Raw genomic sequence first — 20,378 nt, forward strand, 5'->3', positions numbered from 1 at the left:
GCAGACCCGCAAGAAGCAGCACAGGTAAGGGTAGGCTACCCTCACCATCGTGAGTTCCGGTGAAGAAGCAAACCAGATCCCCCGAGCCCGCGGCGACGAGCTGTCCGCCCGGGACGTGACGGTGGCGTACGGCGGGACGGACGTGGTCCACGATGCGGCGATCACGCTCCGGCCCGGCGAGGTCACCGCCCTGGTGGGACCCAACGGCAGCGGCAAATCGACGCTGCTGCGCACCCTGGCGCGCCTGCAGCGTCCCCGTACCGCCGCTTTGACCCTCGGCGCCGGGGACGCGGCGGCCGACGCCCTCGCGCTGACCGCCCGGGAGTTCTCCCGCCGGGTCGCCCTGCTGACCCAGGGGCGCCCCACGCCGAGCGGACTGACCGTCCGCGACATCGTGGAATTCGGGCGCTACCCCCACCGGGGGCGCTGGTCCAAGGCCGACCCGGGAGGACCGGCCGCCGTCGCGCTCGCCCTGGCCATGACCGACCTGGTCGACCTCGCCGACCGCGGAGCCGAGCACCTGTCCGGAGGCCAGCTGCAGCGGGTGTGGTTGGCGGGCTGCCTCGCGCAGGACACCGGCGTGCTGCTGCTCGACGAACCCACCACCTACCTCGACCTGCGCTACCAGGTCGAGCTGCTCGACGTGATCAGGGACCTGGCGGACGACCACGGCATCGCCGTCGGCGTCGTCCTGCACGACCTGGACCAGGCGGCGGCGGTGGCCGACCGGATCACCCTGCTGCGGGCCGGCCGGATCATCGCCGACGGCCGTCCCGAGGACGTCCTCACCACCGAGCGCCTCACCGACACCTACGGCATCCGCATCGATGTCGACACCGACCCCCTGACCGGCCGACTGCGCACCCGCGCCGTCGGCCGCCACCATGCACGCACCGGAAGGCTCAGCACCACCTCATGAGACGCCACCTCCTCGCCCTCACGGCCACCGCCGCGGCACTGACCCTGGCCGCCTGCGGCACCACCGAGTCCGCCTCCACCAGCACCCCGGAGAAGACGGCGCAGCAGATCACCCTGACCGACGCGACCGGCGCCAAGATCACCCTCGCCGGGCCCGCCCACAAGGTCGTCGCCACCGAGTGGAACGTCGTCGAGAGCCTGCTGACGCTGGGCGTCAACCCCGTCGGCGTCGCCGACGTCAAGGGGTACACGGCCTGGGACACCGCCGCTCCGCTGCAGAACGCCCCCAAGGACATCGGCACCCGTGGCGAGCCCAGCATGGACACCATCGCCGCCCTGTCCCCCGACCTGATCGTGGCCACGAACGACCTGCCGGTCGCCGCCGTCAAGCAACTGCGCAAGATCGCGCCGGTCCTCGAACTCAACGCCGCCGACGCCGCCGACCAGATCGGGCGGATGAAGCAGAACCTCGACCTGATCGCCCGGGCCACCGGCACCGCCGCCGCGGCCACGCAGGCGAACAAGGAGTTCGACGCCAAGATCGCCGCAGGCAGGAAGCAGCTCGCCGCCGCCGGGCTCGCGGGGCACCCCGTCGCCTTCGCGGACGCCTACGTCGCCTCCAACCAGGTCTCCATCCGCCCGTACACCAGCGGCTCCCTGATCGGCGCGGTCAACACCGCGCTCGGTCTGAAGAACGCCTGGAAGGTCCCCGGCGACAAGAGCTACGGCCTGGGCACCACCGACGTCGAGGGGCTGTCCGGCCTCGGGGACGTGGAGTTCGCCTACATCGGCAACGCCGGCGAGCCCAGCGACCCCTTCACCAAGGACCTCGCCAAGAACGCCGCCTGGACGACGCTGCCCTTCGTGCAGCAGGGCAACGTGCACCGGCTGCCCGACGGCATCTGGATGTTCGGCGGCCCCAAGTCGCTGCAGGCCTACGTCGACGCCCTCCTCATCGCCCTGAAGAAGTAGCACCATGACCCTCACCGCAACCGCGCCCGCCTCCGGCTCACGGGCCGGCACCTCCAGGACGGGCGCGGTCGCGGTGACGGCCGCGCTGGCGGCCCTGGTCGCCGTGCTCGCCCTCATCGACATCACCCAAGGCACCTCCGCCGTCGGCGCGGCCGAGATCTGGAAGGCCGTCACCGGCAGCGCCGACGCCGGCGACGCCTCGGTGGTCATCGCCTCCCGGCTGCCCCGGGCGGCAGCCGGCCTCCTGGTCGGCGCCGCGCTCGGCGTGGCCGGCGCCGTACTCCAGGCCGTCAGCCGCAACGTGCTGGCGGCGCCCGACACCCTGGCGGTCAACGCGGGCTCGTACCTGGCGCTGGGGGTGCTCACCGTCACCGGCACCACCCTGCCGCTCGTGGCCTCCTCGGGGGTCGCGTTCGCCGGAGCGCTCGCGGCGGCGGCCGTCGTCCTGTCCCTGTCCGGACCGGGCACCGGCACCGTACGGCTCGTCCTGGCCGGCAGCGCCCTGTCCCTCGGCCTGTCCTCCGTCACCGAAGCCCTGCTGCTGCTGTATCCCGAGCGGACCAACGGCCTCTACCAGTGGAGCCAGGGCAGCATCAGCCAGAACGGGTTCGCCGGCGTCCTGCAGATGGCCCCCGTCATCGCCGCGGGCATCGCCGGACTCCTGCTGGTCGCCCGCCGGGTCGATGCGCTGGCCCTGGGCGACGAGGCAGCCCGCGGGCTCGGCGTCCGCGTGCGCAGCACGCGCACCACCGTGGTCGTGTGCGCCTCGCTGCTGTCCGCGGCGGCGGTCACCCTCGCCGGCCCCATCGGCTTCGTCGGCCTCTGCGCCCCGGCCCTGGTCCGCCCGCTCGCCCGCCGCATCCGGCCCTTCGTCCGCATCCGGGCGACCCTGCTGGTGGCCGGACTGGCGGGGGCGGCTCTGGTGCTCGGCTCGGACGTCCTGGTCCGCGCCACCGTGAGCGCCCAGTCCGCGGTGGCGGTCCCCACCGGCGTCGTCACCAGTGTGCTCGGCGCGGTGTTCCTCATCGCCATGGCGCTGCGCGTCCGCGACACCACCAGCGCCCCCGCTCCGGAGCGGCTGCGCATCCCCAGCACGGCGGTCTTCGTCGTCACGACAGGACTGCTCGTGGCCGTCCTGCTCGGAGCCGTCGTCGGCGCGGTGCTGCTGGGCGACACCAAACTACTGATGGGCGACGTGGCCAACTGGGCGCAGGGCCGGGCCGGGCGCTCCGTGGCGTTCATCCTCGACACCCGGGTGCCGCGGGTCCTGGCCGCGCTCCTCGCCGGAGCGGCGCTGGCCCTGTCCGGCACCCTCGTGCAAGCCGTCACCCGCAACCCGCTCGCCGAGCCGGGCATCCTCGGCGTCACCGGCGGAGCGGCCCTCGGCGCCGTACTGCTCGTGACCAAGGTGCCCCTCGCCGGCTCCTGGAACATCGCCGGGGCAGCGCTGGCGGGAGCGGCGATCACCGCCGTCGTCGTGTTCGGCCTCGCGGCCCGCGGCGGGTTCGGACAGAACCGCCTGATCCTGGTGGGCGTCGGCGTCTCCGCCGCGACCACGGCGCTCATCAGCCTGTTCATCGTCCTCACCGACCCGTTCAACGCCACCAAGGCACTCACCTGGCTGTCCGGATCCACCTACGGACGCACCTGGCACGACGCGCTGCCCGTCGCGGCCGCCCTGGCACTCGGGACCGCGGTCGCGGTCCTGCGCCGCACCGAACTCGACCTGATCGCCCTGGACGACGACACCCCCAAACTCCTCGGCCTGCGCACCTCATCGGCCCGGCTGGGCCTGCTGATCGTCAGCGTCCTGCTGAGCGCCACGGCCGTCGCCGCCGCGGGCACGATCGGCTTCGTGGGCCTGGTCGCCCCCCACGCCGCCCGCGCCCTGGTCGGCCGCCGCCACGCCCGCGTGATCCCGGTAGCCCTCCTGCTGGGCGCCCTCCTGGTCTGCACCGCCGACCTCCTCGGCCGCACCGTCATCGCCCCGGCCCAACTGGGCGCGGGCGTGGTCACCGCCGTGATCGGCACGCCGTACTTCCTGTACCTGCTGATCCGGGCACGGCGGTAGGCCGGGGGCTTTTCGTGTCCCGGACGGGCACGGGCCGCCCAGGGGATGGCAAGCGTGCCGCGGAGCGGCTCGGCGGTATGGCTGAGGAAGCGTCGGCCTACGCGGCGATCCTGGCGACAGTGACGGGGCTGGTCTGTTTCGACGTGCAGCAGGACCAGCTCAGGCACTCTGCCCCTGGCGCCCGGGTGGGGTCTCAGGCGAACCAGCTGTCGTAGGCCCTGTTCAGGCCGTCCGGGGGTGCATCGGGGAGCGGCTGGTAGAACTTCCAGGCGTAGCCGTGCGGATCCAGGCATTCGGCGTAACGCTCGCCCCACGGTGCGTCGAGCGGCCCGGAGGTCACCGCCGCTCCGGCCGAGCGGCAGTACTCCGCGGTCGCGTCGACGTCCTCCACCTGGATGCCGAGGACCACCCCGAGGCCTCGCGGACCAGCAACGGTCAGGCGCTCGCGAGCGCTGTCAGGAAACGGCATGCCGGTCAGCGAATCGACGAGCAGCTGGAGGCCACCCCGTCGCAGGATCACCATGACCGGCCCGCCGTCGGGACCCGCTATCGATCCGGCCTGCTGGAACCCGAGCCCCGCGTAGAACGTGGCGGCCCCGGTCACGTCCTCGACGCGAAGCCCTACCCGGAAGGGAGCTTCATCGGTCATCGCGTCTCCGTTCCGCGCAGGCTCGCGGGCCAGGACGCCGCATCAGGCGTGTCCGCGGACCGCACGCCGAACCACTGTTCGGCCCCGTAGGCCTCGAAGCGCTCCACCTCGGTGAACCCCAGCGTCGCCGCGAGACGCATCGAGCGGACGTTCGCGCTCTGCGTGTAGAGCACCACCGGCTCGCCGGGGAGCGCGCCGGCGAACCAGTCGAGCGCTGCGGTGCACGCCTCGGTGGCGTACCCGTGTCCCCACGCCTGCGGCAGAACCAAGTAGCCGAGCTCGGTCTGTCCGGCTGCCCGGCGGTGGTTGCTGCCCGGAAGCTCGGGGGCGTGCGGGTCGAGCAGGATCGTGCCGATCGCTGCCCCGTCGAGTTCGACGACGAAGAAGCCGGGGCGCTGCCCGGGTATCTCGGGCAGCGTGCGCTCGAGCTCGGCGCGCGGGCGAGGGCCGCCGAGGTAGGTGCCCACCTCCGGTGAGGCGTTCAGCTCGATGACCGCCGCCCGGTCCCGGGCCTGCGACGCGCGGAGGATGAGCCGGTCGGTGGTGATCGGGGCAGGTGGCCAGGCGAGGGCCCTGTGGTCGGTCATGCCGGCCAACCTAGCCAATGGGCGCGGGAGGTGGTGCTGCGGATGAGATCCGTCCCCCGGGTGCTCGGCCGGCGCGGGGCGGAGCGGCCCCCACTCGCCGACGGCTGCCCGACACGGCCTTGATCCAAAGTGATCAGATCCGGGCCGACCTCGGGAGCACTCCCCGGCCGACCCCGGTCGGCCACGCCGGGCATGGTCCGTTGGAGGGGGCCCGAACTGGTCATGCTCGATGGTGATTTCGCGCGCTTCCGGACAGCGGATTGAAGGACTTCACCCCGAAGATGACGTTGCCGCGCGCGGATTCGACAGGGCGCGAAACCTCCGGCAAATCGCGGCGAACCGGACAGGCCACCTCATCTTGCCGACGGCTACCGGATGAGCGCATCCTGTGTCTGCACCACTCACACGTACCGCTCGGGGGGCCGAACGCTGCGGATAGGAGGTGTGTTCGATCGGCGGGGGGACCGGGCTCGCACAGGCGCCTGGGTCGCTGGTCGAGTGGGGGAGGGTACTGCTGTGCTCGAGCTTCGTGTCCATCTGTTCGGGCCGTTCCAAATCGTATCGGCCGACCGTGAAGTCGCCGGCTCCATCCTGCGCAAGGCCCAGGAACTGCTGGCGCTGGTGCTGCTCGCACCACAACGCAACGTACGACGGGAGCTGGCCGCCGAGGTCATCTGGCCGGATGCCGGACCGGAGGCGTCGCGCAAGGCGATCCGGCAGGCACTCTGGCAGATCCGCCAGGTCACCGACACTGGCGGACCTGCCGGTCAGCGACTGGTCCTGACCGACGGGGACCTGCTGCGCGTGAATCCGGACCGGCCGCTGTGGACGGACGTCGAGGTCTTCGCCGACCAAGCCCGGGCCGCACAGCTGGCCCGGGTCGAGGATCTCACCGACGCGGATCTGGCCGCGATGGACCAGGCCAGCACGCTGTATCGGGGCCCGCTGCTGACGAGTTGCTACGAGGAGTGGTGCTTAGCGGAACGAGCCCATCTGGAAGACCTGCACATCACCTTGCTGGACAAGCTCAGCAGCGGTTGCGAGCGCCGGGGGCGCTTGGAGGCGGCGATCTGCTGGGCGCAGAAGCTGCTCGAGATCGAACCGGCGCACGAGCGCACCCATCGCCGGCTGATGCGCCTGTACTACCTGATTGACGACCGCACGCGCGCCCTGCGGCAGTTCCGGCGCTGTCAACAGGTCCTCGCCAACGAACTGGGCGTCCGTCCCCAGTCCCGGACCGAGGCGCTGGCCGCGGAGATCGGCGCGGACACGCCGTCTCCCCCGTTGCGCCCCAGCCCGCCGGCCGGCGCCCGGCCGGTCGCGGCGGCGCTCGGGTCGCCCACCACGCTGGACGGGGTGCGCGCCGAACTCGCGGCGCTGCGCGCGAGTGTCGACGCGATCAGCCACCAATTGGGGAACACCCCAGCCTGAACGACCATCCAACACGCCGTATCCGGCCGTCACCGGTCCGATTCCCTGGGGGGTCGGGCCGGTTCGTCGTGGGTGGGGCTGAGGCGTTGGAGAGACGGCGGGGAGACGGGGCGGAGACCGGGGGCCGGTGAAGTGAGGAGGCGAAAGCACTCGCGGGCGGGCTCGCGAAGGAGATCGCGGCGATGAAGCAGCAGCAGGCGGCGTGAACGCCGACGGCGGTAGGGGAAACGGTGAGGCGGTCAGCGCGAACGACGACGACCTCGTGGCGGTGCGCTCGTTCGTGGTCCGGGCGCTGCGCGAGCAGCCCGCGGCGAGGGCCGGCGGCCAGGCGGGAGCGGCCGGCTGGGCCGGGTATGTCACCGACGCGGTCACCGGGCAACGGCAGGGCTGGCGGCGGCCGGCGGACATCGCGCGCTTCGTCGAACGCCAGCTGTCCCGCACCGGGGCGCCGGGGTGCGACGCGGCCGACGGGAGACGGGCGGCGGCCGCTTTGGCCGGCGCGGTTTCGGCCCACGCGGGTCCGGACGGTCCGGGGCGCGTGGGCGGGCGGCGGTCGGTGATGGCCGGGCCCACCTTGACGGAGGTCGTGGCGGACATGCTGGCCGTGCTCGGGGCGCGGTTGCCGGCAGGGGCTCCCGCGTTGCCGCAACCCAACGTGACGTTGGAGCGGGTCACCGAAAAGCTGGCCGGCCTGGGGAATCAGGCCGGAACGCAGTCCGCCGCTCTCGGAGTGCGGACGTTGCGGGCGGGCCGGCTCGACGCCCGCGTGCGGTTCCAGCTGTGGTCCGCGTCGGCGCCCGAGGTCGACGCCGCAGTGCTGACGTTGCACTCCGACCTGCTGGACGACCGTGAGCAGTTGCGCTCCGCGGGCTTCCTGCGCTTCCACGTCGCCGACACCCCGCCGGCGGAGGAGTTCGGCTCCCTGACCGCCTGGCGCAAGACCACCAGCTTCGACCTGCTCTACGAATACCGGTACGCCGCCGCCGACGACGCGGACAGCCTGATCACGCGGATCGAGGTGACCACCGACCCGGAGCAGGCGGCCGGCCCCGCACGCGAGCACGAGACGATCACCCACGGCCTGGTCCGCTGGGACGACGAGGCGGCACCCGCCCTCGGCCTGGCCGGCCCCACGACGATCCACCGGATCAGCGCGCTCGCGTTCGAGCCCGGACCGCCGCTCGGCGGCACGGTGACCGTACGCCGTACCGACGCGTCCGGCACGCCGCCGGTCGTCCAGCCCGACCTCGACAGCTTCCTGGCGGCCACCGGCCCGGCCGAGGTGACCCAGCCGCCGGGAGCGCTCTTCGCGAGCCTCGGGGCGTCCGGCACGACGCTGACGATGGGCGACTGGAACGTCGACCTGGTACCGGACGAGTACGCCGGGTTCGACCGGCAGCTGGACCCGCCGATCGTGCTGAGCACCAGGTCCGACCGGCTCAGCATCACCTACTCGGAGCCCGGCCTCGATCAGACCGCCGTGGTCTACCTGCGGCTCACGGAGAAGAGGGAGAGATGACGGAAACAGTTCTGCCCGGCGTCCTGATCGAGGTTCGTCCCGAGGCGCTCATCGTCCCCGGGGCCATCACCGTGGGCAACCTGGGAGTCGTCGGCACCGCCGGCAAGGGCCCGATCGGGGTGCCGCAGGTGCTCGGCAGTTACGCCGACGCGCTCACCCGGTACGGCAGCTACGACCGTTGGGTGGACGGTGCCTCGGGTGAGCTCACGCTGACCCGGGCGCTCGAACAGGCCTACAAGTACGGTGCCACCACCGTCTGGGCCGTCCGGATCGCCGACAGCAACACCGCACCCGCGGCGGTGGACCTCGCCTCACCCGGCGGCCCCTGCGTCCGGCTGGCGGCCAAATCCCCGGGCACCTGGGGCAACGCACTCACCGTGGCGGTGTCGACCGCCACCGCCAACGCCCAGGTCCGCGCGGAGGAGGTCGCCGGGACACCGCCGACCCTCGCGCACATCCCGGTGATCCAGAGCGCGACCAACAGAATCGTCGTGCGGCCGTCGGCCGGCGGGGCCGACCAGGTGCCGGGCATCGTCTATGACACGACGCCCAACCCGACGCAGGTGGCCGTCGACACCACCAGTGGCGAGCTCACCTTCGGCACCGCACCGGGCGCCGGCGACACCGTGCTCGCGACCTACACCGTGGCCAAGTCGGCCGCCCGCAAGGTCACGGTCAAGCTCGGCATCCAGGCCGAAGAGACCTACAACATCGTGTCGGGCGACGACCTCATCGCGGACCTCGCCGACTCCGCCCTCGTCACGGGCTCGGCCCCGGCCTCGCCCCCCGCTCCCGCGGCGTATCACCCCGCTGAACTGCCCGACGCGGTGGCCGCGACCCCCCTGGTCGGGGGCGCCAACGGTGCCGCGGGGGCCGACTACCAGACGGGCCTGGACGCGCTGCTCGACGTGGACGCGCACATCATCGTCGCCGCCGGACAGGACCAGACCTTCGGCGACGACCTCGCCGCCCACTGCGCGGCGGCGTCGGGCGACGAGATCAAGCGCGAGCGGATCGCGGTCGTGGGGACCGCACCCGCCGCCGACCGGCCGGCCTTCCTGGCGGCCACCTCGGCGCACAGCCTCAACAGTGACCGCCTGGTCTTCGTCGGACCCGGCATCGGCACCGCCGACCGCTCCCAGAGCCCGCCGGCACCCGTCGTCCTGCCGGGGACGTACTCCGCCGCGGCGGTGGCCGGCCTGCTCTCCGCGCAGAGCCCGCACATCAGCCTGACCAACAAAGTGCTCGCGGTCGACAAGCTGGAACACGACTTCAACAGCGCCGAACTCAAGCAGCTCGTCCTCAGCCGCGTGCTCACCCTGGAGAACCGGCAGGGCTTCCGGGTGGTGAAGGGCATCACCACCTCGACGAACACCGCATGGACGCAGATCACCACCCGGCGCATCGTCGACTACGCCAAACTCGGCGTCCGGTCCGCGGCGACGCCCTACATCGGGCTGCTGAACAACGAACGCGTCCGGGGCGCGCTGCGGGCGACCATCAACGGCTTCCTGGCGTCGATGGTGACCAGCGAGATGCTGGTCAGCTACCAGCTCGACGTGCACGCCAGCAGGGACGACGAGATCCGCGGGCGCGCGCTGGTCGACCTCGTCATCCTGCCGACCTTCAGCATCGACTTCATCGTCGTCACCATCTTCCTCGGCTAACGGTAAGGACGGTCATGGCACTCACAGAGGTGTTCACGGGTGCGCACGGCACCCTCCTGCTGGCCGGCGAGGACACGCCGGAGGGCGCGGACGCGAAGGCCGTCGTCGACACGTTCGCGATCCAGACCGTCGGCCGGCTGAGCGACGTGAAGGTCCGCGTCGACACCGCGCTCAAGGAGTTCTACGAGGTCGGCCGCCGGCATCCGGTCTCGCTGAGCCCGGGCGACATCGCCATCTCCGGCACGGTCGGCCGCGCCTACGTGAACGGCGCGCTGCTGTTCCTGCTGCTCGGCCGGGGCGCCAGGTCCACCGCGACGCCCGAGCCGTACGTGCAGCCCACCTTCAGCATCACGCTGCGCCTGGCCGATCCGGCCCGGCCGGCGAACTCGCTCAGTCTCGAGCTGGGCGGAGTGAAGTTCGCCAACTGGAGCTGGTCGCTGCCGGAGGACGAGTTCGTCGTGGAGCACCTGTGCTTCAAGGCGCTGACCGTGCGGGTCGTCGACCGGGAAGGCTCCGGGAGCGACACGGGCGGTGGCGAAGCACCGCCGATCAACATCGCCTTCGCCTGAGACGGGGTAGCCACCGATGCTCACGGCTGACGACCTGCTGGCCGGCAGCGCGCTCACCCACGAGGTCGAGCTGCCGCCCGGCTCCCCGACCGGGGCCGTCACGATCCGGCCGCTGACGGTCCGGGACGTGCAACGCATCGCGCACGCGGCCCGCGACGACCGCGAACTCGCGGCCGGCCTGATGATCCAGCAAGCGCTGGTCGAACCGTCCTTGACGGTGGACCAGGCCGGACGGTTGCCGGCCGGCCTGGCGCGCTTCCTGGTCGACCGGATCAACGAGCTGAGCGGGATCGACACACCCCGGGACCGGCTCGGCGAACTCGTCCAGACGCCGTTGGCCCGCGCGTGTTTCGTGCTCGCGGACGAGTTCGGCTGGACGCCGGAGGAGGTCAGCGCGATGACGGTCGGCCAGATCCTGATGTACGTCGAGATGGCCGGTCGCAGCTCGGAGGTCGCCTGACATGACCCTTCCCTTCGGCCGGCCCACCGGACCTGGTCCGGCGGCCGCCCGTGCCGATCAGCTCGCCCCGCCTCAGCTCTCCGGCCGTCCCGCCCGCCCGGGCCTGCCGGCCGCCGGGTCGCTCGCTGCCTGGCGCGGCGAGCTCGCCCGCTCGATCGCTCGGCTGGATCGGAGCGGCCCGGCCGCACGAGCCCTGTGCGCGACCGCGTTCCCGCTGCCGTCGGTCCTGACCGCCCCGCTGCTGGGGGAGTGCCTGACCAGTGCGCCGGCGCCGGTACCACCGCCCGACACGCCGGTGGCGCCCGCTACGCCTGAACGCCCGTGCCCAGCGGACGAGAGCACATCCCGTCGGCCGGCCGCGCGGAGGCGAGCGGCACCACCGGCTCCGGTGCTCTGCCCTCCTCCCGACCCGGAGGTGCAGCAGCCCGTGCGGCCGCCGGGCGCGGACCCGGTGACCGATTGCGAGCCGCCACGGGCGCGGGTGGCGGCGCAGGACGTGACGGGCCTGCTCCAGCAGGCGGTCGGCCGCCGGATCGCGGCTGAGCCCGATGCGCTCTGCGACGTCCTGCGCACGCCGCCCCGCGCCGGCCGCCCGGCACCGCCCGGGCTGCTCGAGCGGGTTCGTGAGCGCGCGGAGCGGCGGAAGGCCGACGCGCGGCGAGCCGGCGTGCCGGGGGGTGGGGGCGGCGACGAGGCCGTGCCCGTCGACCGGGCTCGGCGCCCCCTGGCGGGAGAAGATCCCGCAGGCGCGGCGACCGCACCGAGGCGTGGTGCAGGCCCGTCGGAGCACGGCGAGCCGCGGCCGCGGGGTGCAGCCGATCAGACGTCCGGCGGCGCAACGGGGCGGACCGGCCCGCACGACCGGACAGCCGGCGGAGCCACCGCGCAGCCGGGCCGGTCGCGGCCCGGCAACGGGTGGCACGAGCGGGCGTCCGGCGCGTTCGTGCAGCCCGGTGGCGGCCTGGCGGCGCCGCCGGGTGCGAACCGGCCGGCGCCGTCGGATGGTGCGGAGCCGGGGCACGTCGCCGGCGGCTCGGGCCGCAGGGGCGACGCTGCGCTACCGGGCGGTCGAGGCGGCGGACCGAACCCCCAACTTGCCCGGACCGCAGCAGCCGCGGAGCCGAGCGCAGGCGTCTGGGGCGGCGGCGGACAGCCCGTCCACGACGCGAGCCGGGCGCGGGCCCGCGCGGATGACCCGGACGTGCCGCCGGCCCCCTGGCCCGACGAGGAGCCTGTCGGGGAGCGGGCGACCGGCGGCTGGGATGACGAGGACGTCGAACGGGTGCTGGAGCGGGTGCTCGGGGATGCGGCACGGCGGCACGGGATCGAGGTGTGAGGGATGCGGCCGATGCTGGCGGGGACCGAACTGCCGCAGGTCCAGGAGATCGGGACGAGCGATCGGCGGGCGCTGGCCGAGCACCAGCCGGTCGGCAAGGACGGCAGCCTGCTGCAGAACCTCGGGCGGGCGCCGACCACCGTCACCGTCACCGGGGTCGCCACCGACGCGCGGGCGCTCGAACTCGTCGAGACGTTGAAGAAGGACCTGCGGACCGGGGTGGCGGTGCCGTTCGTCGCCGACATCACGACCGACTGTGCGATCGACACCGTACTCATCGACGATCTGCAGGTCCGGCAACTGGCCGGCCGACCGGGCCGGTTCGGCTACGTGCTGACGCTGCGCGAGTTCATCGCACCGGTCGAACCCGCCACGGTCGGACCGCTCGACGCGGACATCCTCGATGGCGCCGCCGACCTGCTGGACGGCGTCCTGGACGGGCTCGACATCGCGCTGCCGTTCGCGACCGGGCTGGAGCGGTTCGTCGAGCCGCTGACCGAGCTGCTGGGGCGGCTGACGCAGGCCACCGCAGACCTGCCGTAACCGAAGGGACCGGGGGAGAGGGAACCATGGCTGACCAGAATCTGTTCGAGCAGCTCAAGGCGGTGCTGGCGGAATTCAAGGGCTTCCTGGACACCAACGTGCCGACGATCAAACCGGCGATCAAGGCGATCGCCGCGCTGGTCCCGCAAGTGAACGAGCTGCTCACCCTGCTCGTCGACCTGATGACCAAGCTGAAGACCGAGGTGGAGCACCTCGACGTCTCCACCATCCCCGGGCTGGCCGAGGCGTCGGCGCTGACCGGCCAGCTCCCGGCGCTGCTCGAAGCGGCGAAGAAGCTGCTGCCGAACGAGACCAGCGCCATCAAGGCGATCGCCGACATCGCCGATGTCGTCACCGCACTGCCGAGCGTCGAAGCCGTCAAGACGGAGATCCTCGCGCTGATCGCCGCCATCGTCGCGCACCTGAACAGCCTGAAGGGCTGACCCGGTGGTCCGGCCGATGCTGGGAGACCTGGAGTTGGAACAGGTCCAGCTGATCGAGACCGGGGAGGACCAGGTGGTCACCCGCCACCCGGTCCCCGGGCTCGAGGGGGACTTCCTGCAGGCCCTCGGCCGGCGCTCGGCCCGGGTCAGGCTGACCGGGGTGCTGACGGCGGCCGGGACGCTGCCGCACCTGGCCGCTCTGCGCAAGGCGTTCCACGCCGGTGAGCCGGTCGCCTTCGTCTCCGACATCACCTCGGCCACACAGGTCGACCGGGTACTGATCGAGCGGATGGACGTCCGCGAGGCGGCCGGCCGCCCGGACGCCTTCGAGTACCGGTTCGCGCTGCGGGAGTTCGCGCCGGCAGCGACGATCGACACCGAGGACGTGATCATCCCGCCGCCCCCGCCGCTCGACGTCGAGACCGGCAAGCTGTCGGTGACGGTGGTCGTGGAGGGCGATCCGGCGTTCGACATGGACCGGGTCCGGGTCACCGCGCACGGCGTCGCGGCCGGGACCACGGCGGACCTGACCCGGGTGCTCACGCACCGGATCAGGCCGGACACCTGGTTCGAAGACCCCTTTCCGGCCGGGCAGTACACGGTCGACGCGCTCGTCGACGACACGGCGACCCCGAGCGGTCAACGCGAGGTGCTGACCGGCTCGGCGACGATCCGGGTGCAGGACGGTCAGGTCGCCGCGGTGACGATCGTGCTGCGCCGGGGGGCGACGGTCGGCACGGTGTTCGCGATCCACTTCCGCTTCGACAAGGCCTTCGTCGAGCCGTGCATGCGCCACGTGCTGCAGGCGGCCGCCGCCTACTCCGACCGGCATCCCGACGAACGCCTGGTGCTGTCCGGGCACACGGATCTGGTCGGCGCGGACCGATACAACCAGGCGCTGTCCGAGCGGCGCGCCCGGGCGACGTACGCGATGCTCACGTTCGGCAGCGACCCGCTGCGGTCGGTCGCCGAGTGGAACGAGCTGCGCAAGCAGCGGCCGAGCGGGACGATCACCACCGTCCGGGACAGCTGGGGGACGCGCGAGGTCCAGCACATGCTGCAGGACCTCGGCCGGTACCTGGGCAACGTCGGCAGGACGTCCGGCGAGGACGCCACCTTGACCGACACGGCGATCCGCACCTTCCAGAAGGATCATGGCCTCGCCGCCGACGGCGTGGTCGGCGACGCCACCTGGCCGGTGCTCATCCAGGCCTACCTGGGGCACGAACCGCTCAACCTGCCGGCCGCGCGGCTGATGGCGAACCGGAACACCGCCGGCTGCGATTCCGGTCCGCTGCGCTGGCTCGGGTGCGGTGAGCAGGATCCGGTACGCAACACGGAGGACGCGTGGCGGCCCAACCGGCGCACCGAGCTGCTGTTCGTCCACGAGAGCGTGATGCCGTGCCCGGTGCCGCGACCGGCCACGCTGCCCCTCGTCCCGGATGGCGCGGGAGGCGGCGGCTGGTGCCTGGGCGACGACACGGCGAGCGCCGTCGACGGCTTCGTCGTCCCCTGGGACCAGCCCTGCCCGACCGGTCCGCCGGACCCGCCCCGCCCCTGGTGCCGCACGCCCGCCGAGCCGGGCTCGTTCACCGTCCACGGCACGATCCGCTTCGAGGACGGTACGCCCTTCACCGGCACGTACCTCCTCACCGCGGCCGACGGCGAGTACCTGGACGGCGAGATCCCCAGGACCGCCGGCAGCGCGCCCGCCGGCACCCCCGTCCAGGCCCGCCCGCAGCCGGACGGCACCTTCCACTACGACCGGCAGAAGGGCCCGGGCACCTACACCGCGGAGGTGGAGGGCCCCTTCGTCGTCAGTGCCGGGACCCGGTCCCTGGACGAGGTGAAGGGCAACGCCGTCTGCTTCCGCCTGGACGGCTCCGCCGACGCCGAGATCGTCGTGGTCGACCGCGCGGTGGCGTTCGTCCAGCCCAGCATCGTGCTGGACGTGCCGGCGAACCCCCCGGTCCCGCCCCCGCCGACCCCGACGGTGACCTCCCCGGACGCGGTGGTGGTCAAGAAACCGCAGACCAGCCCGGCTCGCCGTCCGGTCGAGCTGAAAGCCTCGACCGCCTTCACCGGCAGCGGCAAACTGAGCATCTCCAAGGCGGGCCCGATCGAGTTCTTCGACGCGGTCACCGGCGGCAACCAGGTCGCCGACGGCGCGGTGTTCACCAGTGCGCAGCTGCAGGCCGGAGTGACGATCTTCGCCGCCGGGGTGCGGGCGAGCGACCAGGTGGGCGACGTCGTCCTGACGCTGGCCCTGACCGTCGACGGCAAGAAGGGGCTGTCGGCGAAGAAGGCGATGACGGCTGTCGCGCTGACGCTGGACCTGCACGCGAGCCGGACCGCGAGGACGACGGACCCGGCCGCGATGACGGCGGCCACGAAGATGAGCCCCGGCCGGTTCGTCCACCAGCAGGACGGGGCCTTTCACCATGGCCGCGCGATGCTCACGGTCCGCCCGCCCAAGCCGGCCGGCTTCACCGGAACCCTCGTGCTGCGCGCGCTGGACTTCGCCGATCCCGCCCCCCGCGTGCGGTTGTTCGCGGCCGCCGACGAGGTGGCCGCGGCCGGTCAGACCGCGCTGGGCGCGACGACCACGCTCGCCGGCCCCGTCCCGGCCGCCGGCACGAAGTTCTGGGCGGAGGGCGCCCGGGTCAGCGCGGGGCTGCGCGACTGCGGGTTCCAGCTGGGCATCGACGGGCTGGAGCCGGACGGTGACCGGGTCGCGCTCACGGTCGTGCAGTTCAGCAACCTGCAGGCGACGGTCCCGGCCACGCCGCCGCGCACGCCCCGGCTGGGCAACGGACCGGCCGCCGACCATCTGTTCACCGTCACCGCCGCGCGCGCCTTCGACGAGGACCCGGTGCTCAACGAGCCGCTGCCTTTGCTGGAGAACTCGGTCCTGGGCGCCGGCCCGGTGCAGTTGAGCGTCGACGTCACGCCCGCCGGCACACCGGTCAGCTGGGGCGCCCAGCGCGCCGCGGGCATCGCGGCGGCCAGCGGGGGCAACGATGCCGCCGCGATCGTCAACCTGCATCCGGCAGGGTCCGCGCCCACCGTCACGGTCGTGGCGGGCAACGATCGGCACGCGACGCTGCTGACCGACAACACCGGGACCTTCCACGTCCGGCCCTTCGTCGACGGCAACGGCACCGGCCGCTTCGAGTACAAGATCGACCGTGAGCCGAACATCGTGCTGAACCTGCTGCTCGGCCGCGCCACGTTGTTCAAGGACGACTCCGTGGCGACCGCGGCCAACTTCACCGCGGCCCCGCTCGCCGGCAACGGCATCAACGTCCGGTCCGGAACGTTCGACGTGAACAACCCCGGCACCGCGGCGATCCACATGAACGCCCAGATCGACCTCGTCACCGGCGGGGCCAACGGCCGCCGGCTGGCCACACGGTTCTTCGGCGGCTGGTTCAACAACATGGCCGGACCGAACACCTTCGCCCCGACCTACACCGACGCGACAGTGACGCCCCCCGTCATCCACCCCGCGCCCTTGGTCTTCTGCTCCAACGGCACGCAGGCGACCGGAGCCGGACCCACCTTCCTGCCGGGTAATCCCGCGCCGGCCCTGGTCGCGCCGCCGATCCTGGACTCCGGCCGCAGCGCCGTGGGCACCGGGGGCGACTCCGCCGCGCTGGGGCGCAGCCGCATCCGCAGCCGGACGCCGCTGGCCGTGGGGGAGCGCTGGATCGTCGAAGCGGTGGACAGCCCCGGCGCGTCGGCGCGCGGTACCCACCCGCTGCCCGCGAGCGGGCAGCTGACCGCCTTCGTGTTCGAGATCCGCTTCACCTGCTTCCTGTCGCTGTGGACCAACCTCAGCGCGGTGAGCACGCCGAGCGCGCACCCCGCGAACCGCCTGTACGACGTCCTGCACCGGCTGACGTGGCAGATGGACGGACGATGGACCATCAACCCAGAAATGGGGGCGATCACCGTGGCGACCGCGCCGGCGACCAGGATCACCGCACGGACCACCACCTCGCCGGCCGTGCCGGCGACCTCGGTCGGGGTCGAAGTCCGGGCTCCCAGCGCGGTGCCGCTGCTGGCCGGGGACGGACGCGCATGAGCGGGACACCGGTCGTTTCCGAGATCGCGGCCGCCGGCCTGATCGTGCACGTCCGCGTCGAGGCCCGGCAGTTCGGGCCGTGGCAGCCCGGCCCGGACCACCTGCCCGCACGGGCCGGCACGCTCGACGTCCGGCTGCTGGAGGTTTTGCAGGGCACGCTGACCGACCCGGTCGGGGAGCTCGTGCGGATCCCCGTGGCTGAGCGGGGCGGCCAGGACGTGGTGCTCGACTACTACGGCCTCTGGTCGCAGGTGAGCACCGAGGCCGGGTCCGAACTCGTCGCTCTGTGCGACGGCCGCACCCCGCACCTCGCCGACCAGCTCACCGAGGAGCACTGCGGCAGCCTGCAGCCCGCACCGGCGATGCTGCCGGATCTGCGGCTCGCGCTCGCCCTGCGGGCCCGCCCCCTGACCGTCGACCAGATCCTCGCGCGGGCCGGACAGGTGCGCGCGGACGGCGGCGCCCGCTTCGCCCGCTTCGTGTGGGTGCAGGTGCGGGCCGCCGTCGTCAGCTCGCCGGAGCGCTTCGACGCGCTGATGCGCATCGCCGAGGACCCCGCCACCCGCACCGACGCCCAGGCCGCCTATCTGCGCGCGGCCTACGAGGACGCCAGCGTGACGGAGTCGCTCGACACCGCGCAGCGCGCGCGGCTGGCCCGGGCGATGTTCCGCACCGCACTCGATCCCGCCCAGCGGGACCTGCGCGACCACCTGCTGACCACGTTCCTGCCCAACCTCCTCGCAACGCCGCACCCCCTGTCCACCGCGGACGTGTTCGCCCAGCGGCCCGAGCTGGCCGCGCGGGTCCGCGCGGACGACGCGGACGACGCGACGTCGGCGTACGGCGAGCGGCTGCGCCAGTGGCTCGGCCCCGGCGGGGAAGGTGGCTGAGCATGTTGCGGCCTGCCTACCGGATCACCGTGGGGGACCAGGTGATCGACACCACGATCGAGGCGCGCGCCAGTACCGCCCTCGAGCTGACCGTACGGCTGGATCTCGACACCCCGGCCGACGCGGTGACCCTGCGCCAAGGGCAGGTCGGCGGGTTGCGGGCGCAGCCCGGGGACACGATGTCGGTCGACCTCGGGTACGCCGACGAGGACAAGCTCGTGCGGGTCCTGACCGGGAGCGTGGTGGCCGTCGAGCCCGGCCTGCAGACGCAGCGGATCACCGGGCACTCGGGGGGCGACACGCTGCTGCGCACCTTCATGGACCGGACCTTCGAGGACACCACGGCCGGGGCCATCGTGCGCGCGCTCGCCACCGCGGCGGGCCTCGACGTGGCCTCGGTCGAGGACGGTCCCGCGCTGCCCGCGTACGTGATCGACGGCCGGCGCCCGGTCGCCCGCCACGTGCGGGACCTGGCGTATCTGGCGGGGTTCGACACCTGGGTCACGGCCGACGGCAAACTGGTCTTCGAAGGCTTCACCGGCAACCGGACCGTGCACAGACTCCGCTACGGCGAACACGTGCTCCACGCCGAACTGCGACGGTCCCGTCCGCGCGCGGGCTCCGTGCAGGTCTGGGGGGACAGCCCCGGCGCGGGCGGCGACGAGTCGTGGGCGTGGCTGACCAAGGACTTCGGCCCCCGGCACGGGACCTCCGGCAGCGCGCCGCCGATGCTGCTGATCGAGCGCGCCGCCGTGCGCACCGGCCGCTTGGCCGCGGCGGTGGCCCAGGCGGCTGCCGAGACCCTGACCGAGCAGGCCCTGCACGGACGGGTCCGGATCCAAGGGCGGCCGCAGCTGCTGCTGGGCCAGCTGATCCGGCTGGAGGGGTTTCCCGACCGGGCCGGGGTCGACGCGCTGGAGGGGACCTACCAGGTGCGCGCCGTCCGCCATCACCTGACCAAGGCCGCAGGGCTGACCACCGACGTCGCATTCCGCAGTCTGCAGGGGGTGGCACCGTGAGCACCATCATCGACACCATCGCCGCGATCGTCCGCGGCGAGCTGGCCGCCCACCGGACCACCGAGCTCGCGGTCGTGACCGCGGTCCATCCGCACACCGGCACGGACGATGACGACAACTACGGCGTCGACGTCAAGTTGCGCGGCAGCGGACTGGAGCTCAAACGCGTCCCGGTCGGCACCGGGCACGTCGGCAGCGTCGCGATCCCGAACGTGAACGACCTGGTCCTGCTCGCCTTCGACCACGGTGACGTGAACGCGCCCATCGTCATCGCCCGCCTTTACGACGACCTCGACCGCCCGCCGCTGTCGACGACCGACGAACTCGTCTTCCGGCTGCCGCTGGCCGCGGCGGACGACCAGTCGGTCCTGGCCGCGATCCGCAACCATGCGGACCGCAGCCCCCCGCGCGAGCTGGTCATCGAGATGCCACCGAAGATCACCGTGCGGGTCGTCGACGGAACCGTCACCGCCACCGCGGGCAAGACGCAGCTGCGGCTGGACCAGTCGGGTGCCAGCGGCGGCACGGTCACGGTGACCGCCGGCCGCACGACGATCACGGTGAACCAGGACGGCGACGTCGCGGTGGACTCGGCGGGGTCGGTGTCCTTCACCGCCGCGCAGGACCTGACGCTCGAGGCGAAGGGCAGCGTCCGCGTGAAGGCCGGCGTCAACGCCTCGATCGAGGCGAAATCCCGGGCCACCGTCCAGGGCACCGTGCAGGCGACGTTGCAGGGCGGCACCGGCGCCACCATCCAGGGCACCAGCGTCACCATCCAGGGCGCCACCTCCTTCAGCCCCTGAGACAGCACGAAGACGGTCCGAAGACCGCCGGCCCGTAGAACAGGGACGAGACGGATCACGAGGGGGGAGGTCGCCATGCCGGGATCACCGGTCACGGTAGGGGCAGCGGTGCTGGTGACACCGGGTGCGGCCGGAGCCCCCGACAGCGGGACGATCGTCGCCGTGCTGCCGCCCCACGTCACGGCCGGCGGGATGCCGCTGGCCACCAGCGGCTCGCTCTGCACGATGGTCAACTCCGTCACCGGCGTGCCGTATCCGCTGGTGATCGGGGCGCTCGCCAGTTCCGGGGTCCGGGTCGCGGGCCGGGCGCTGGTCCGGGTCGGCGACCGCATTCCCTCCCCGCCCGGCGTGCTGCTCGTCCTGGGCCCGCCCGCGGCGGGCTGTGTGAGCGACCGGTGGCCGCCGTGAGGACGA

General features: G+C 73.0%; 18 protein-coding genes. 16 read left to right on the plus strand and 2 right to left on the minus strand.

The window, feature by feature from the left end; translation table 11 throughout:
• Window positions 1–49 precede the first annotated feature (49 nt).
• From ABZ721_RS18680 to ABZ721_RS18690, 3 genes are read left to right on the plus strand one after another with little or no spacing between them, the layout of a single operon-like run.
• Window positions 50–919 carry an ABC transporter ATP-binding protein gene (locus ABZ721_RS18680; protein WP_358789710.1) on the plus strand — a complete coding sequence of 290 codons (870 nt, stop codon included), beginning with the start codon at window positions 50–52 and terminating at the stop codon, window positions 917–919.
• Window positions 916–1,890, plus strand: a complete 975-nt coding sequence (locus ABZ721_RS18685; RefSeq protein WP_358789711.1) for an iron-siderophore ABC transporter substrate-binding protein — start codon at window positions 916–918, stop codon at window positions 1,888–1,890. Before ABZ721_RS18680 ends, ABZ721_RS18685 begins: the two co-directional genes overlap by 4 nt.
• 4 nt (window positions 1,891–1,894) lie before the next feature.
• Window positions 1,895–3,961 carry an iron ABC transporter permease gene (locus ABZ721_RS18690; protein WP_358789712.1) on the plus strand — a complete coding sequence of 689 codons (2,067 nt, stop codon included), beginning with the start codon at window positions 1,895–1,897 and terminating at the stop codon, window positions 3,959–3,961.
• Window positions 3,962–4,154: 193 nt separating this feature from the next.
• Here ABZ721_RS18690 and ABZ721_RS18695 read toward each other — a convergent pair whose 3' ends face one another.
• Complete coding sequence (locus ABZ721_RS18695) at window positions 4,155–4,610, minus strand: VOC family protein (protein ID WP_358789713.1); 456 nt, start codon at window positions 4,608–4,610, stop codon at window positions 4,155–4,157.
• Window positions 4,607–5,197, minus strand: a complete 591-nt coding sequence (locus tag ABZ721_RS18700) for a GNAT family N-acetyltransferase (protein ID WP_358789714.1) — start codon at window positions 5,195–5,197, stop codon at window positions 4,607–4,609. Before ABZ721_RS18700 ends, ABZ721_RS18695 begins: the two co-directional genes overlap by 4 nt.
• A 516-nt stretch (window positions 5,198–5,713) precedes the next feature.
• Here ABZ721_RS18700 and ABZ721_RS18705 point away from each other — a divergent pair.
• The 13 genes from ABZ721_RS18705 to ABZ721_RS18765 all read left to right on the plus strand — a co-directional run bounded on the left by ABZ721_RS18705 (window position 5,714) and on the right by ABZ721_RS18765 (window position 20,372).
• Window positions 5,714–6,628, plus strand: a complete 915-nt coding sequence (locus ABZ721_RS18705) for a BTAD domain-containing putative transcriptional regulator (protein WP_358789715.1) — start codon at window positions 5,714–5,716, stop codon at window positions 6,626–6,628.
• 202 nt (window positions 6,629–6,830) lie between these two features.
• On the plus strand, window positions 6,831–8,147 hold the full coding sequence (locus tag ABZ721_RS18710) for a hypothetical protein (RefSeq protein ID WP_358789716.1): 1,317 nt from the start codon (window positions 6,831–6,833) through the stop codon (window positions 8,145–8,147).
• Window positions 8,144–9,814, plus strand: coding sequence for a phage tail sheath subtilisin-like domain-containing protein (locus ABZ721_RS18715; RefSeq protein WP_358789717.1), 1,671 nt, complete (start codon window positions 8,144–8,146; stop codon window positions 9,812–9,814). The genes ABZ721_RS18710 and ABZ721_RS18715 overlap by 4 nt, the downstream gene beginning before the upstream one ends.
• A gap of 14 nt (window positions 9,815–9,828) precedes the next feature.
• On the plus strand, window positions 9,829–10,383 hold the full coding sequence (locus ABZ721_RS18720; RefSeq protein WP_358789718.1) for a hypothetical protein: 555 nt from the start codon (window positions 9,829–9,831) through the stop codon (window positions 10,381–10,383).
• Between the two features lie 16 nt (window positions 10,384–10,399).
• Window positions 10,400–10,843 carry a hypothetical protein gene (locus ABZ721_RS18725; RefSeq protein WP_358789719.1) on the plus strand — a complete coding sequence of 148 codons (444 nt, stop codon included), beginning with the start codon at window positions 10,400–10,402 and terminating at the stop codon, window positions 10,841–10,843.
• A gap of 1,201 nt (window positions 10,844–12,044) precedes the next feature.
• Entirely contained in the window at window positions 12,045–12,179 is a 135-nt protein-coding gene (locus ABZ721_RS18730; protein ID WP_358789720.1) for a hypothetical protein, read from the plus strand.
• Between the two features lie 3 nt (window positions 12,180–12,182).
• Window positions 12,183–12,722, plus strand: coding sequence for a hypothetical protein (locus ABZ721_RS18735; RefSeq protein ID WP_358789721.1), 540 nt, complete (start codon window positions 12,183–12,185; stop codon window positions 12,720–12,722).
• A 26-nt stretch (window positions 12,723–12,748) separates the two neighbouring features.
• The gene (locus tag ABZ721_RS18740; RefSeq protein WP_358789722.1) at window positions 12,749–13,165 is read left to right on the plus strand and encodes a hypothetical protein; all 417 of its coding nucleotides are present in this window, start codon (window positions 12,749–12,751) and stop codon (window positions 13,163–13,165) included.
• A 16-nt stretch (window positions 13,166–13,181) separates the two neighbouring features.
• Window positions 13,182–17,252, plus strand: a complete 4,071-nt coding sequence (locus ABZ721_RS18745) for a peptidoglycan-binding protein (protein WP_358789723.1) — start codon at window positions 13,182–13,184, stop codon at window positions 17,250–17,252.
• A complete protein-coding gene (locus tag ABZ721_RS18750) occupies window positions 17,249–18,142 on the plus strand; it encodes a hypothetical protein (RefSeq protein ID WP_358789724.1) in 894 nt (297 codons plus the stop codon). The genes ABZ721_RS18745 and ABZ721_RS18750 overlap by 4 nt, the downstream gene beginning before the upstream one ends.
• Window positions 18,143–18,144: 2 nt before the next feature.
• The gene (locus tag ABZ721_RS18755; protein ID WP_358789725.1) at window positions 18,145–19,161 is read left to right on the plus strand and encodes a hypothetical protein; all 1,017 of its coding nucleotides are present in this window, start codon (window positions 18,145–18,147) and stop codon (window positions 19,159–19,161) included.
• Window positions 19,158–19,964 (plus strand): phage baseplate assembly protein V, encoded by an 807-nt coding sequence (locus tag ABZ721_RS18760; protein ID WP_358789726.1) that lies wholly within the window; start codon window positions 19,158–19,160, stop codon window positions 19,962–19,964. The genes ABZ721_RS18755 and ABZ721_RS18760 overlap by 4 nt, the downstream gene beginning before the upstream one ends.
• Before the next feature lie 75 nt (window positions 19,965–20,039).
• Window positions 20,040–20,372: a hypothetical protein gene (locus tag ABZ721_RS18765; RefSeq protein WP_358789727.1), complete on the plus strand. Its 333-nt coding sequence runs from the start codon at window positions 20,040–20,042 to the stop codon at window positions 20,370–20,372.
• The last annotated feature ends 6 nt before the right edge of the window (window positions 20,373–20,378 follow it).

The sequence above is a fragment of the Streptomyces sp. NPDC006733 genome (genome assembly GCF_040636125.1).
Taxonomy (GTDB): domain Bacteria; phylum Actinomycetota; class Actinomycetes; order Streptomycetales; family Streptomycetaceae; genus Actinacidiphila.